The sequence below is a fragment of the Herbaspirillum camelliae genome (genome assembly GCF_001929405.1).
Classification (GTDB): domain Bacteria; phylum Pseudomonadota; class Gammaproteobacteria; order Burkholderiales; family Burkholderiaceae_D; genus Herbaspirillum; species Herbaspirillum seropedicae.
In genome coordinates this window covers 1,573,521-1,589,362 of the sequence record NZ_KV880769.1, presented here as the reverse complement: position 1 = coordinate 1,589,362, position 15,842 = coordinate 1,573,521, and the positions used below count along the sequence as shown (strand labels likewise).

The 15,842-nt window shown below is 67.0% G+C and carries 3 protein-coding genes; 2 read left to right on the top strand and 1 reads right to left on the bottom strand.

Annotated features, from left to right (window positions below; all coding sequences use genetic code 11):
- Window positions 1-138: 138 nt before the first annotated feature.
- Window positions 139-13,650 (top strand): hypothetical protein, encoded by a 13,512-nt coding sequence (locus BGK68_RS07080; protein ID WP_075256497.1) that lies wholly within the window; start codon window positions 139-141, stop codon window positions 13,648-13,650.
- 169 nt (window positions 13,651-13,819) lie between these two features.
- Here BGK68_RS07080 and BGK68_RS07075 read toward each other — a convergent pair whose 3' ends face one another.
- Window positions 13,820-14,929, bottom strand: coding sequence for a hypothetical protein (locus BGK68_RS07075; protein WP_075256496.1), 1,110 nt, complete (start codon window positions 14,927-14,929; stop codon window positions 13,820-13,822).
- Between the two features lie 250 nt (window positions 14,930-15,179).
- Here BGK68_RS07075 and BGK68_RS07070 point away from each other — a divergent pair, with 250 nt between their 5' ends.
- Entirely contained in the window at window positions 15,180-15,839 is a 660-nt protein-coding gene (locus BGK68_RS07070; protein ID WP_075256495.1) for an HAD family hydrolase, read from the top strand.
- The last annotated feature ends 3 nt before the right edge of the window (window positions 15,840-15,842 follow it).

Genomic DNA, 15,842 nt, shown 5'->3' with positions numbered 1-15,842 from the left:
CTGTCTCAACCGCAAAGACCACCATGCCTGCCCTAGCGGGCGGCGTCGTGGCGGCTGTCGTCCTGCGGTGGCGTAGTCGTGACCAATATGCATGCCGGAGAACGCGATCAGGCATGCCTTCAACGATAAGGCCCCCCCATGAGCATTACCGTATTGAACCTGACCGAAGCCAGCAGCCTGCTGCGCACCATCCACAAGCGCGACATCAAGGACGTGCGCGCCATCGACCTCGACCTCGCACTGGTGATGGAAAATGGCCACAAGATCATCATCAGCCGCGGCGCGGTGGCGGCGGCGAACACGCCGCAGCTGGTCCTGGAATTTGCCGACGGCGACGTCGCCATAGGCGATGTGTTCGAGAAGCTGAACCACATCGAGGTCCCGCCCGAGACCGCCGGGACCTTCACCGTCTCCGAAACCAAGCGCTATGGCATCAAGCGCGTGAGCAAGCCCAAGTCCGCCAAGAACGACCAGGACCAGGAAAGCGACAAGGACAATCACGATGAGGGCGCTGCCCGGCCCGACCACAGCGAGCCCGGGCCCGCCGAGGCGCTGGGCAGCGATGGCGGTGCAACGGCTGCGCGAACGGTCCAGACTGTCAATGCCAGCGGCGCGGGCAGTTCTTCCGCGCTGGCCGCGCAGGATATCCCGGAGGCCGCAGCCAACAGCGGCGGCAGCAGCAACGCAGGCGGCATCTCCTGGCCGGCGATTGCCGGCGGCCTGGGCCTGCTGGCCGCCGCCGGCGGGGGTGGAGGTGGAGGTGGAGGCGGCGCCGCTGCGGCCCAGAGTGCGCCGGCCAGCGCCGCTGCCATTTCCGGCGCTGCGGTGCTGGGTCCACTCAACAACGCCACCATCACCGCCTATGACGCCGAAGGGCGCGTGATCGGCAAGGCCACGCCGGTGGTCAATGGCCGTTACTCGATGGTGCTGGAGCGGCCCGGCTACAAGGGCCTGATCCTGCTGGCCGTGCGCGACAACACCCCCGGGGTGGCCGACAACTATGCCGATGAAGCCACCCTGCGCGTGACCGACCTGGGCAACACGGTGCTGCGAGCAGCGGCGCTGGCCGATGGCAGCAACCAGATCATCAACGTCACGGCGCTGACCGAACTGGCGGCGCTGATGGCCGGCGTGACGACCGGACAGACCAGCCTGGCCGCCGCCAAGGTCGGTGCGGCCATGGTGAGCGGCGCCAATACCGCCATCAGCAATCTCTTCAAGGTCAATATCATCGCCGGCGACGTGGTCGCGGTCACCACCATCGACGCCCAGGGCGCGGCGGTGATCAACCCCGAGTTCGCCCGCAGCACCAGCGTGACGGCGCGCAACTACGGCATCGCCCTCAAGTCCATCTCCAACCTGACGCCCACCGATCCGGTGCGCTACGGCAACCACGATAGCGCCATCAAGAAACTGGCCGACAGCCTGCAGTTCAGCGACGCCTCGCTGAACCGGATCAAGTGGAGCGACGACCGCACCCAGTCGGATCTGTTCGGCGAAGGGCTCAAGGCGCGCGCCAACGATTCCACCCTCAGTGCAGGCGAGCGCGAGCGCGCCCGTACGCTCTACGACGACCTGCAAAAGCTGCCCAACGGCGGCAGCATCAACGATTACCTGCTGAACAACCATGTCGGCATCCCCGACCCCGCCATCCTCATCAAGAACACCACGCCGGGCGCACCGACATGGCAGCCGCCGGCAAAGAGCAGCACGGTGATCCTGAACCGCGAAGACTTCGGCAACGACGGCCTGGCCGTGCAAGCGCCGCCGCAGTCCAAGGTGGAAGTGACCTTCACCGGCCATGATGCGCAGGGCCAGGAAGTGCGTGTGAAGCTGCCGGCCAGCGTGGCCGATGGTAGCGGCATTGCCGTGCTGCGCCCCGACGGCGCGGCGCTCGAACTGCTCAAGCAGATGACGCGCGAACAACCGGTGACAGCGCAGGTGGCCGTGATGGATGGCGACAACAACCGTAGCAACACGACCGTCTGGCAGACCAGCACCGATGTGCGCATCGACCTCAATACCCCACCCGGCCTGACCGATTTCGCCAGCAATAGGATCATGCTGGTCAATGACACCTTCTACACCGGCGGCGAAGGCAGCGATCCGCTGCGCACCTCGCCGCTGGGCAATACCGACCTGCTCACCAGCGACGCCGCCGTGCAGGTGGTGCTCAACCGCGAGATCAGGAGCGCAGAACGGCTGCAGTTCGCCGTGGCCACGTCCACGGGGACGGACGGCAAGCCGATCTACGGCGGCTGGATCACCCCGGCCGACCTGACGATGCAGCGTAACGAGAGCAACGGACAGGTCAGCTATCTGGCGCGCAACCTGGTCAACACCGATGGTCCGGTGTGGCTCAAGGCGCGCGTACAGCTGACCGGCGCGCCGCCCGCCAACGGCTACGGTGACGCACGCGAACTGGACACGCCGCTGCAGTTCAGGCTGGACAAGACCGCACCGGCGGCGCTGCAATTGGGCATGGCCGAGAGCCGCGATGACGGCATCAGCAACAGCGATGGCATCTCCACCCAGAGCCAGGTGACGCTCAACCCGCTGACCGCCTTCGAGGCTGGGGCCGAGGTACACCTGCGCCTGAGGGCCGGCAGCGGCAGCAGCAACGGCACGCTCAAGCTGTTCCGCGCCGGCGGGGCGGAAGTCGCCATGGAACCCGGCACCTGGTATCAGTGGCAAAGGGGCGACACGCTGCAGCTCATCGGCGCCTCCTCCACCAACAACGGCAAGGCGCGCCTGGAAGTGCGCCAGATCGACCTGGCCGGCAACTACACCGACGGCATCCAGACCTTCATCGCCGACAGCACCCGCGTGATCGAGCAGACCGTGATGCTGGCCAAGCGCGAAAAGGCCGTGATCGAGGCCAAGGCCGCCGCCGTCGCGGCGCAGCAGGCCTTCGACCTGGCCGCGGCGGGCGACACGGCGGCAAAGCAGGCTGCCCTGGCCAGTGCGCGCACCGCGCTGCAGGCCGCGCAAGGCCAACGCGACCAGGCCCTGGAACAGGCCCGCATCGCGCTGACCAAGAGCGATGGCAGCACGCGCCTGTCGGACCTGATCGGCCAGAGCGTCGATGCCGCCTACCTGCCCGCCGTGCTGCACGCGGTGGCCGCCACGGGCGACCCGGACAAGGTCAGCGACGCACCCAGCCTGACGGCGCTGGTCAACAGCGCCATCCAGGCCGCCGACCTGGCCCTGGCCAAAGCCAGGGTCTACGGTGACAACGACAGCAACCCGCCGATGACCGCCGCCGACTTCGGACACATGGGCATCTCCGGCAGCGATGATCCGGCCACGCTGACCCTGGCCAATGCCGCCTTGAAACTCTTGCCTGGGGCCCGCAGCAATACCATCCCCGCCGTGCGCGCCATCGTGCAGGCCGCGGCGCGCGTGGCGGCCCTGGCCGACGGCGCGCCTGGCAACACCGCCGATGCCGCCCTGCCCGAGGCCGCCACCTACGCCACCCTCGGCGTGGTCACGGCGCTGAGCGCGGCAGCCGCGCGCGTGCTGAGCCAGGTGATCGACGGCAAGCCGGCGCATGAAGTGGCCACCCTTGCGCTGATCGAGACCATCGCCAATGCCGCCCAGCGCGTGACGCAGCACGCCGCTGGCATCGACCTGGGCGTGGCGCTCAGGCCGGACGATTTCAGCGCCCTGGGCGTGCAGGGCATCACCGCCAGTAGCGTGGACCGGTTTGCCGCTGCGCTGCGCGCAGTGCCGGCGACGCTGGTTGCCAGCAGCAAGGTGGTCGGGGTGGTGGACACGCTGGACGAGATCCGCGCCATCGTGGCACTCGAGCTCGGTACGCTGCAGGTGGTGATGAACTACGCCCAGGGCATCACGCCCATCGACGCCACCGACCCCACGGTGCTGACTCCGGCGCTGGCCCACTATGCCCATCCGGATCTGGCCGCCGCCGGCGCCGAGGTCACCGCTGAACGACTGGCGGCCATCAACGATGCCGTGCGCAGCGTAGGCGTGGCCGCCGTCGAGAGCTGGGGCAAGCTCGCCCTCCTGGTGAAGTCCTACACCGTGATCCTGAACGCCGCCGATGGCGCCGCCAACGGCACGGCGGCCACCCTGCCCACGGCAGCGGACTTCACGCAGGTGGGCGTGACGAGCCTGCAGAACAGGTTCCCCAGCGCCGCCGATGCCGCCGCGCGCAGCAACGCCGTCAAGCTGCTGGCGCAGGCCGTGGACCGCAGCACCAGCAGCGAAGTGGATACGGTGACCGAACTCAACAGCCTGGCCGACATCGCCAGCCGCATCATCCGCATTGCCGCCGGACAGGCAGACACGGTCAGCGCCGAGGAATGGGCGCGCCTGCATGTGGGCAGGAACCTGAGCACCGAGCAATTGCGCATCGTGCTGCCATCCATCGCCGCCACCGCCGACGATGGCAGCGAGGTCGCCACGATCTCCGCACTCGCGACCCGTGCCGCCAATGCGCTGGCCAGCGCCGAGCGTATCGGCAAGTACGCCGACAATGACGCCACCGCCACCGACCCGTCGCTGGCGGACTACCAGAACCTGGGCGTGAGCGCCGTGGACGACGCAGCCATGGCGGCCAGCATCAACTCGGTGCTGCAGACAGTCGCCATCAGCAGCGCCAACGTCCTCCTGCCGGCACAAGTGCAGGCCATCGCCACGGCCTATCGCAAGATCTTCGGCCAGCTCGGCAATAGCGGCGCTGGCGGCGCTGCCAACCCCGCGCCGGCGATGGACGACTTCACGGCCATCGGTGCTACCCCGCCGCAGTCTGCGGCCAGCCTGTCGCTGCTCAACTCGGTGCTGGCCGCAGGCGGCAAGCAGCGCACCGATATCGATACCGTGGGCGAACTGCAGGACCTCATTGGCGCCAGCGATACCGTGATGCATATCGCCGCCGGCAACCTCAGCGACCTGCCGGCCCAGGCCGCCGCCCGCGCACCGGCCTTGCAAACCACCCTGGCCAAGCTGGGAGTGACTGGATTACAGGCCGACAGCATGCCGGCCGTGCTCAGCGTGCTGCAGGCCAGCCCGGATAACGGCAGCGCCGTCGATACCCTGACCGAACTGCAGACCCTGGCCACGGGCGCCCGGATCGCACAGGCGCACCTGCACGCCTATGCCGACGACGCCACCCAGCCCGCGCCGACCCTGGCCGACTACACCGGCATGGGCGTCAGCGGCGCTGATGCAGTGGGCCAGAATGCGCTCAATTCGGTGCTGGCCGGCGCACGCATCGGCAAGGAGCAGATCGCCACGCCCGCGCTGCTGCAAGCCATCATCGACAGCTTCACCCGCATCCTCTCCGAGGCCAACGAAGTGCCGGCCACCGGTGGTGCGCCGGCGGCCAATCTCGATCTGGCGGCCGACGCCACGCCGTCCAGCGATCCGCTGCTGAGCGACTACAGCAACCTGGGCCTGACCATATGGGGCCTGACCGATCCGGCCGGACCGAGCGACAAGATCACCGAACACCTGAGCCTGCTCAACGATGTCCTGCATCGCAAGAGCCGCGACCAGGTGGACAGCCTCGGCAAGCTCGAAGCCCTGGGCGCTGCCGTGGCGCTGTTCATCGATGGCCGGGGCGTGAACACGCTGGACGCCGCAGGCCGGCAGACGTGGGCCGAGGCCGCTGCGCTGCTGGGCGTGCGCGATCTGGTCACCAGTGGCGACGGCGAAAACCTGGAAGCCCTGGTCCAGACCCTGCGCAGCAAGTCCGCCAGCCAGATCGATACGGTGGACGAACTGCAAGCCCTGCTCGAAGGCGGCAACCAGGCCCTGAACGTGATCATCGCCTACGCCACCAACAGCATCACCAACACCGCGCCTGGCCTGGCCGACTACACCGCCACCGGCATTACCGCCGGCAGCGGCTCGGTGAGCATCGATGCCAACAACCTGGCCAGCATCAACGCGGCCGTGGCCAAGCTCAATGGCGCCGATGTCAATTCGCGCAGCAAACTGAGGAACGTGGTGCAGGCCTACAACACCATCCTGGCCGCTGCCGACGGGACCAGCGGCGATAGCTCCGCGGCGGCGCTGCAGGCCAGCCACTACAGCACCATCGGGGTGGACCTGACGAACCTCTACCGTAGCCCCGGCAGCCGCGAGATCGACGCCGACAAGCTGGCCCTCTTCAACAGCGTGGTCGGAGCGCAGAACAAGCTTGGCGTGAGCACGCCGGAGCGCCTGGAAAGCCTGGCCGCCACCGCTGGCGACCTGATCCGCCTGGCGCGCGAAAGCACGGCCGACCCGCTCTCGGCCCAACAGGCCAGCACGCTCAGCCTGGAGCGCTTGCAAGCGCTGGGCCTGACCGCGATCAACACGGAGACCAGCTACCGCGCCTTCCTCAACGCCGTGCAATTCAAGGGCAACGCGGTCGATCCGGTCACCCGCGCACCGCGTTCGGAGGACAATGCCGCCACCCACGATGCAGCCGGCGTCAACAGCGTGGAGAAGCTCGCCGCCATCGCGACCAGCTACGCCACAGTGCTGGCCTGGGTGAACAGCGGCGGCACCGTGGCGCCGGTCCTGGCGGACTTCCAGAACATCGGCATCCAGCTGCCCACCGGCAATATCGAAGCGGCCCTGCTGCTGCTCAACAGCAGCATCCACGGCCAGCCTGACGCCAGCCGCATCAATACCATCGCCGGCCTCAATCGCATGGTGCTGCTGGTGGAGCAGGTGATCAGCGCAGGCAGCAGCTCCGCTACGCCGGTCTCCCCCATCGTTGCCCTCGACGCGCCGACAGCCGCTCCCATCACTGCGCCGCCAGTGGTCAAGCGGTCCTTGAGATCACTTGCGCTCAAAGCACCGTCCAGCAGTGGCCTCACCGTCGATGACCTGCAATATCTGGGCCTGACCGGCGTCACCACCGACAACCTCAGCTTCGTGATCCAGAAGCTGCAAAAAACGCCAGGCACCAGCCTGACTTCGCTGTCTGCGCTGCAAAGCCTGGTCACGGGCGCCAGCAATGCGCGCGAACACATCGTCAGGCTGGCGCAGGACAACACTGGCGCGCTCACTACGGCCGCTGACCTGGAGGCCATCGGCCTGGCCCTGCCGGTCAATGGCGCTGGCAGCAATGCGGAATACCTCAAGCTCTTCAACGAGGCCCTGCAATCGACCGCCATCGATACGAGTCGGGCCAATACGCCGGCGCTGCTGCAGACCATCATCACGTCAGCCAAGCGCGTGGTGGACAGCACCGCCGGGCATGCCCCTCAATCGGCGACGCGGCCAACGCTGGAAGACCTGGTCAACCTCGGCCTGGCCCCAGCCGACGTGACCCGCGCCACGGCGGCAGACCTGAGCTTGCTGATCGATGGCCTCACCGCCCGCAGCTTCACCGACCTGGGACGCGACCACACCGACACGGCACTGGCGCTGCCGGCCAAGCTGAGCCATCTGCTGGACGTGATCATCGGCCTGCGCAGCAGCGCCGCTACCGGTGTGGCCTCGGCCAGCATCAGCGCGGCGCAATTGCAGGAACTGGGCGTGACCGTAACGCCCTACGCCGACGCTGCCGGCAATGCTGGCCATCACCTGCCCGCGATCCTGGCCGCCATTGCCGCCAGCCGTAGCGACGGCAGTGAAGTCGGCAGCCTGAGCGGCTTGCAGGGCCTGGTCACCCGCGCCGGTGCGGCGCAGGAGAAGATCCTGCGCTATGCCGATGAAACCCGCTTCCCGGACGCCCTTGCGCCGACCGCCGAGGACTATCGCGCCATCGGCCTGGTGCGCCCGGAAGCCGACGCCAGCGGCCTGCGCACTGCGCTGCTCAGCGCCGACCGGGTGGAGGCCGTCAACGCCGCCCTGCACGCCAGCGGCATCGGCCCGGGCATGGCGGATACGCCGAGCGGGATCAAGACCGTGGTACAGGCTTACAACGCCATCCTCGACAGCGCCAATGGCCGCGCCAGCGATACCACCGTCGCCCTGACGGCCGAGCAATACCGCCACATCGGCGTGACCATTACCGGCGTGACCGCCCCCAGCGGCGGCGACAAGGATGTGGCCATCCTCTCGCTGCTCAATTCGCTGGTGGACAGCCTCAGTGCTGCCGCCGTCTCCACGCCCGGCCAGATCGCGGCGCTCGGCGCTGCGGCGGGCAGGCTGGTCGGACTCTCGGGACAGTCGCGCGCGCAGCCTGTGGTCAATGCACCGGCCAGCGCCGACTTTGCTCACTTCGGCATCAGCGGCCTGGGTAATGACGAGCGCAGCGCCCTTGTCGCCGTGCTGCAGAGCAAGCCCGTGGCCGACTTCGACACGCTGGCAGAATTGCAGCCCCTGGCCGCCAGCGTGCGCGCCGCCTATGCAAAGGTGATCGCCTATGCCGAGACCAACGGCGGCGCAGCCCCGACCCTGGCCGATTACCAGGCCCTGGCCATCACCGGTGTGAGCGACAGCAACGGCCATCGCACAGCCGTCAACGCCGCCCTGGCCACCGCTGCCGTCACGGGCAATGCGGTCGCCAAGCTCAATGACCTGCAGGCCATGGCCGATAGCTATCGCCAGCTGCTGCTGCAGGCCGACGGCACGGCTGACAATACCGCCACCGCCGTCCTGGCCAAGCAGGAGGACTTCGAGCGCATCGGCGTGGACCTGAGCCTGCTCAAGGCGCTCGATAGCGCGGCCCCAGAGGCGACGCGCAATGCCGTCCAATTGCTCAGCTCGCTGGTGGACAGCCGCAGCGCCGCCGCCATCGACACGCCGCAAGCACTGCAGCAACTGGTCAGCGTGGTGCACAAGCTGGCGCTGGCCGAACAGGGTGTGAACACCTCGCCATTGCAGCCCGCCGACTTTGCCCTCATCGGCATGCCGGTCAGCGACGCGGCCATGGTCGATCAGATCCGCGCCCAGCTCGCGCTGCGGCCCGACAACGGCAGCAGCCTCAACACCTGGAGCCAGCTGCGCACCCTGCTGCTGAGCGTGACAGGCGTGCCGACCTGGGACAGGGTCGCGGGCGATGATGTGATCAACAAGGCCGAACGCGCAGCCGGAGTGACCTTGACCGGCAGCGCTGGAGAGAACGATGTGCTCACACTGTTCTACCCGGATGGCACGGTGATGAAGAACGGCATCACCCCACGCGAGACCGGCGGCAAGTGGGTCTGGAGCTACACGCTGAGCACCGAGAACTGGACGCGCCTGGGTGCGGACGGCGCCAACGGCGTGGAGGTCGCGCTGCAGCTGCAAGCGCGCAATTCCAGCACCGGCGTCGATTCCCTCAAGGTTGGCCACCGCGTCACCATCGATACGGTGGCGCCCCCGGCCAATCTGGTCGTGAAGCTGGAAGACGACACGGGTACGTCGAGCACCGACGGCTTCACCACCAATGGCAAGGTCATCGTCACGGGCCTGGCTGCCGACACCCAGTGGGAATACACCCTGGACGGCGGCGCGACCTGGTCCACGACGGGCATCATCGGCAACACCGTCAGCTTCGCCGACAACGGCAGGACGCGCAATCTGCAGGTACGCCAGATCGACAGTGCCGGCAACGCCAGCGATCCGAGCACCGGGCTGAACTTCACGGTGGATAACACGGCCCCGGTCAAGCTGGTCCCGACGCTGCTCAAACCCGCCAGCGCGGGCAGCACCACCGATGGCACCGTGCTCATCGGCACGCCGGAAGCCGGCATTGGCTGGGAGTACAGCCTGGATCGCGGGGTGAACTGGCAGACCGGTAGCGGTGACCGCATCAAGATCAAGGGCGTGGATGAAGGCGGCGTCGATGGCCCCAAGAGCATCCAGTTGCGCCAGACCGATGCCGCCGGCAACGTCAGCGTGAGCAATGTGCTGGAGTTCAACCTGCTGACCAAGCTGGATGCGCCCACCTTCGAGGTGCTGGGCACGATAGGCAGGCTGCCCGACGGCGCCGTGCTGCTCGATGCGGCCAGTACCACCCTGCCCATCAGCCAGAAGATGGTGCTGGAAGTCAGCGGGCGCGCCGGCATGACCGCCATCGTCACGCGCGACGACGGCAGCGAAGTCGGCCGTGCCGTCCTCGACGCCAGCGGCAAAGGCCAGCTGGAGGTGGGACGCACGCTGACCGTGTCGGGCCTGAAGACCGTGGCGGGCGCCGATGGCGCGGCCAATGCGGTCTATCAGCTGGTGCATTCGAGCGAGACCATCTTCAAGATGCGCGGCGCCACCCCCTTCTTCGGCGCGGCCTTCTCGGAAAGCAGCTCCCCGGTGGTTGACATGAGCAAGCCGGTCTACCGCACCGGCCCGGCCGACAGCGACTGGTACGTCTGGTCGGCCATGGGCGGCGGCTATGTGATCTCGCGCCGCAGCGACAGCAGTGAGTGGTATCGCGAAGCGCCATCGACGCAGCCGGCATTGACGCCGGAAGGCGTCAAGAGCTGGGTGGCCGTCGATCGCAGCGCCAGCCTGGTCGCCGAGGAACAGTTGCGCAACAGCGGCGTGAGCTCGCACCAGCGCACGCTGGGCGGCGTGAGCCTGGTCAATGCCAACGGCTGGCGCGAAACGCCCTGGACCTACAAGGCAGTACAACAGTCCAGTCCGGAAAACCGCAGCGAGGCGTCCCAGGTCAAGGTCAGCATGTTCACGACCACCCCCTCCGCCCTTGACCTGGATGCCGGCACGACCGGCGTACAGAGCGACGTTCGGCTCTCGGCGACCCGCACGGAGCTGCTCAACGGCTTGTCCCTCCTGGGCGCGGTGGCCGCACCGGCCGGCGGCGCCATGCGCACCATCGAGCTGGTGTACAACAACAAGTCCCTCTTCAGGGACCGCCCCATCAGCGAAAACGACCTGCTGGTGCTGGACGGCACCGAAGTGCGCATGAACGCCAGTCACGCACGCGTGGACAACCTGACCGTGGGCGGCGTGAGCGGCGTGACCTACGAGGCCACCAAAACCAGCAACAACATCACCACGCTGACCCTGTCCAAGACCTCCGGTGCCGCCTTGACCGGGGCCGAAGTGCAAAAAATCCTGGCCGCAATCAAGCTGCGCAACTCACTGGACCTGGCCACCACGTTCGAGCCGCGCACCCTGGAAGTGGGACTCATCGACCAGGGCGGACGCCGCAGTTACGACACGGCGCGGGTCACCATCCAGTCCGAGGGATATGGCCTGCAGGTCGACCTCAACGCCAGTCAGGCAGGCGTACAGCGCACTTCCACGCGCTATCTCAACAGCCAGTTCGTCAGCACCAACGGCCTCACCGAAGGTACCCCCTTCGTCAGGGACATGGTGGCACCGACGGGGACGCCGCTGACCATCAAGCTCAACTTCACCGGTGTGCATCCCATCAATGAGATGATCTACAGTACCGATGCAAGAGTTGAGATCCGTGCTGGCGGTGTGCCGGCCTACTTCGGCTCCATCGCCGGCGTCTATGGCCTGTTCTGGTGGTCGCCTAAAGAGGGGGAGATCCAGATCGGCAAAAGCTCCGGCGCCAACTTCACGGGTGACGAAGTCAAGCGGATCCTGGAAGGCTCGCGCATGGTCACCACCACCCGCAACGATGTGCAGCGCAGCGTGGACATCACCCTGCTCGGCCCCGGCGATGCGGTCGGTTCCACCTCGCGCGCCACGCTGATCGTGGATACCCGCGCGCCCGACCTCGACCTGGATGCCAGCCAGGCCGGGCGTCAGGACACGGTGAACACCATCGTTCCCAGGAACCAGGCCAACGACGGGGTCAATCTCTTCAAGGGCGAGGTGACCGCACCCGTGGCAGGCGACACCGCAAAGGTGGTGCTGACACTGCCTGTGCCTGCGGGGACCAGCCCCGCAGGCTCTGAAAAGATTGTCCTGAATGCGGACAAGCGGCTCCCCACTACCATCGACTTCAACATCACCAGCAGCATCGGCGGGGTGGACGGGCTGGCGATCCGCTACACAGCCGCCACCCGTGAGCTGAGCATCAGCCGTCAGGACGGGGCGAGCCTGCCCGGCAGCCAGGTCAAGGCCATCCTGGAGGGGCTCAAATACAGCTTCCCGCCCAATCCGGATCTCAGCAGCGGCCTCAACAACGAACACCGGTTCGAGATCGCGCTGGTGGATCAGGCGGGCAATACCAGCAAGGGCCGCGTGGAAATGTCGACCCTCAGGACGATACCGGCCAGCCTGACCGTGAGCGTGGTGGAAGGACAGTTCGGCTATGGGCTCGTCAAGATGTCCAACGTCTTCGGCTCCTCCGTGGCCCCGCTCAGCTTCCCGGCCGTGCTGACCAGGAGTGAGGAGGCCATCCCGACGCTGCCTGCCGGTTTCACTGCGGCCAGCCTGCTCCAGGCGATTCGCGGCATTTCCGCCGAATGGGGCGGCAAGGGTGTCTCCGGCGCCGGCAACACCAGCATCGGCAGCCTCAAGAGCTACCAGATGTTCGACAAGCTGGGGACCGGTACCACCTCCTTCAGCCTGCTGCAGCAGGGCAGCAGCCTCGATACGCTGGGGGCGTGGCTGCGCCTGGGCCTGAAGCCTGCCGGCGCGGCCGGGCTCAACAACGTGACGCTGGAAATGCTGGGCGGCTTCAAGCGCAACAGCGTGGACCAGTACAAGGTCAGCCCCGACCTGGAAACCGGCCTCAGTGATGTCGGCCTGGCCAACATCGGCTTGCTGTACCAGTTGAGTGTGGTCAACACCAGCAGCCGACCCGTACTCCGCGTCCGGTTCGACAGTTCCCACAACGTGGTGGGGAACATGATCGAGCTGTATGAAGGTGGCCGGCTGGTGGGCAGCAAGACATTGACCGCCAGCGATCTCGGGGGAGGACCGAAGGAAGTGGACGTCACCGTCTTCCAGAGCCTGTCGGCCGGCAAGCATGATCTGGAGATCCGCTACACCGACACCGGCGGCAACGCCGTCAGCAGCAACCTGAGCCTGGACGTGACAGCCGGTGGCGCACCGGTGACCTTGACGGACCTGGCGGTGCGCGGCAACAAGCAGTCCGCTGCCGAGGCGCAGTCGCTGGGCCAGTCCGGCACCTCCTATGCCGTCATCAGCGATGCGGACACCAGCTTTGCCTCCGGGCACGGCAACTTAGGCCCGGTGTTCGTCGGCAAGGTCGGCGGGGGCGATGCGGCGGACCGCTATCTGGTCACCATCCAGATGGGCGGCAAGGTCGTGGCCTTCGAGGATGTAGGCGCGGGCAGCTTCTCCATCGGTATCCCGGCCGGGATCCTGCCACCCGGCTATTACCAGGACCTGAGCATCAGCGCGACCGTGCTTACCGCCGGTGCGCGCCTGGGCCAGACCACCAGCATGCAGGGCCTCAAGCTCGGCTGGTACTGGGCAGCGCAGGCGGGAACCGCCATCGTCGGCGGCAACGGCAACGACGAGCTGGTTCTGGGCGCGGCTGCCGATCCCGAGGCCCCCGGCGGCATCCTTGTGCAAACCGGTGCAGGCGATGACCGGATCACCGTGGGCAGCTTCGGCAAGACGAGTGCACTGAGGGCAACCGTTACCGACTTCACGATCGGCATGGACCGGGTGAAGGTCTTTGACCAGATCGTGAACCAGGACTTCGTGAAGAACTTCGTCACGGCCTCCGATCTGAACGGCAGCACGCAGTTGCAGATCGACCTGGATGGCGCAGGCGCGGGCAGGCTGTATTACCACCTGACCCTGCAGGGCGTGCAGTACAACCCGTCCACGATCGGTAGCATCTTCGGCGTGTAAGCGGCAGGTCTCACCAGCCAAAGCACAAGGGCGGCCAACTGGCCGCCCTTGTGCGTTATTGCGTGTACTACGTTGATGACTGCGTTCAGAACAGCAGGATCAGCAGCAGGATGATGGGAATCGGAATACCCAAGAGCCAAAGCAGAATGGCGCCCATGTCAGTCTCCTATCAAAGTTGGTGTTCGGGTCCGCCGACGCGGTGCTCATGCACTTCGTGACGCAGCACCGGCTCGGCATAGAGTTCGTTGCGGTCACGCAGGCGGCCGCCGTAGGTGGCCAGCAGGCTGGCGATGAAAGCACCGCACAGCAGCGCCAGGAACATCCACAGCGAGGCATAGGCAGCGGCCTTGCGGGCAGCATCAGCGGCTTCCTTGGCCTTGGTGGCGGCCTGTTCCAGGTTGCGCTGGTAGGCGGTGAAGGTATCGCTCACGCGCTTCTCGGCGTCGGCTTGCGACAGCCCTGTGTGACGCGCCACCAATTGGCCCAGGTAGCGCTTGTCGCCATCGGCCAGTTGCTGGTTGGCCAGCGAATAGGCGAACACGCGCGCCACTTCCATACGCTGGGCCGAGCTCAGCTCACGGCCATCAGCCGGAGTCGGTGCGGCCAGTGGTGCAGCAGGTGCGGCGGCATCGCCGCCGGCGGCCGGAGTCACCGGCGCGGCGGGTGCAGCGCTGCTGTTGGTGCTGTTGGTGCTGTTGCTGCTGCCCGCAGCACCGGTACGGAACATGGAATCGATGAAGTAACCCGAGGCGCGATCGGCCAGGTTGCCAGCCTGTTGCGCGCCTTCCGGGCCCATGGCTGTCGCGGTCGCAGCAGCACCGGCGCCCAGTACGCCACCGGCTGCGCCCACGGTCTTGACGCCACCCGAGATGACGCTACCTACCGCCGAGCCCAGCAGGGCGGCAGTGGCGAGAGACGCTACCGCCCAGGCCAGCAGGCCGTGCGCGGTGTCGCGGAAATAGACTTCACGGGTATGCAGGCCCGCCCACTTCACGCGCAAGCGACCGGCCAGGAAACCGCCGATGGCCGACGCCGCGATCTGGGTGAAGAGCAGCCAGCCAGCGGTGGAATAACCGATGGTCTTGGCCGAGACGCCTTCACCGGACCACGGCGAGATCGACGAAAAACCCAGGCCGAAGCCCAGCATCACCAGGATGAAGGACAGCGCCGCCGCCGCGAAGGCGCCGGCCAGGATGGCGCCCCAGGAGACGCCGGAGCCATTGTTGTTGACGGCCTCGACGCTGGCCGGTGGAAGGGGATGGATGGTTGAGGTGGTCATGAATCTCCTCGCGATTCTTGATGGATTGATCTCTGCGGCGAGCGCAGGGCCGGGGGGCATTGCCACGGTGAGACTGTAGGGGCGCGCTAGTGAGGACGCCATCGGCGCAGTTCGTCAGCCCACGTAGGAGAGATGGAAAAAATCGCCGCGGCGTAGCGGAAAGAGCGCACAGCACATCCGCGCCGGGTCTTATAGAATGGGCGCTCATTCTTTGCATCCATCGCATCCATTGCGCTCACCCTACCCTCCCATGCCCATCACCCATTTCCTGTTCGACCTCGACGGCACGCTCATGGACAGCGACGCCCTGCACCACGCCGCCTTCAACACCATCCTGGCGCGCTGGGACCGGCACATCGACGTGGAGTACTACAAGACCCACATCATGGGCGCGTCCAACGCCATGATCTTCGGCCACCTGTTTCCGGGCATGCCCGCCGAGCAGTACCTTCCCCTGGCCGAAGAAAAGGAAAGCCTGTTCCGCTCCCAGCTGGACCAGCGCGTCGAACCCACCCCGGGCATCGACCGCCTGTTGGAGCACATCCGCCGCATCGGCGGGCGCAGCGCGGTGGTGACCAATGCGCCGCGCGCCAATGCCGAGCTGATGTTGAAAGCCACCGGCCTGGCCGACCAGTTCGATACCCTGGTGATCGGCGACGAGCTGGCGCGCGCCAAGCCCGATCCGCTGCCCTACCTGACCGGCCTGCAATTGCTGGGCGGCGAGGCCGGTGCAGCGGTCGCTTTCGAGGATTCCAGCTCAGGCGTGAAAGCCGCCAGCAGCGCCGGCATCTGGACCTTCGGCATGCTGGGCGGTCTGGATGAGGCGCGCCTGCGCGCCGCCGGTGCGCATGCGGTGATCCGCGACTTCAACGCCGCGGCGCTGTGGGACAAGCTGGGCGAGCAGGCTTGAGTG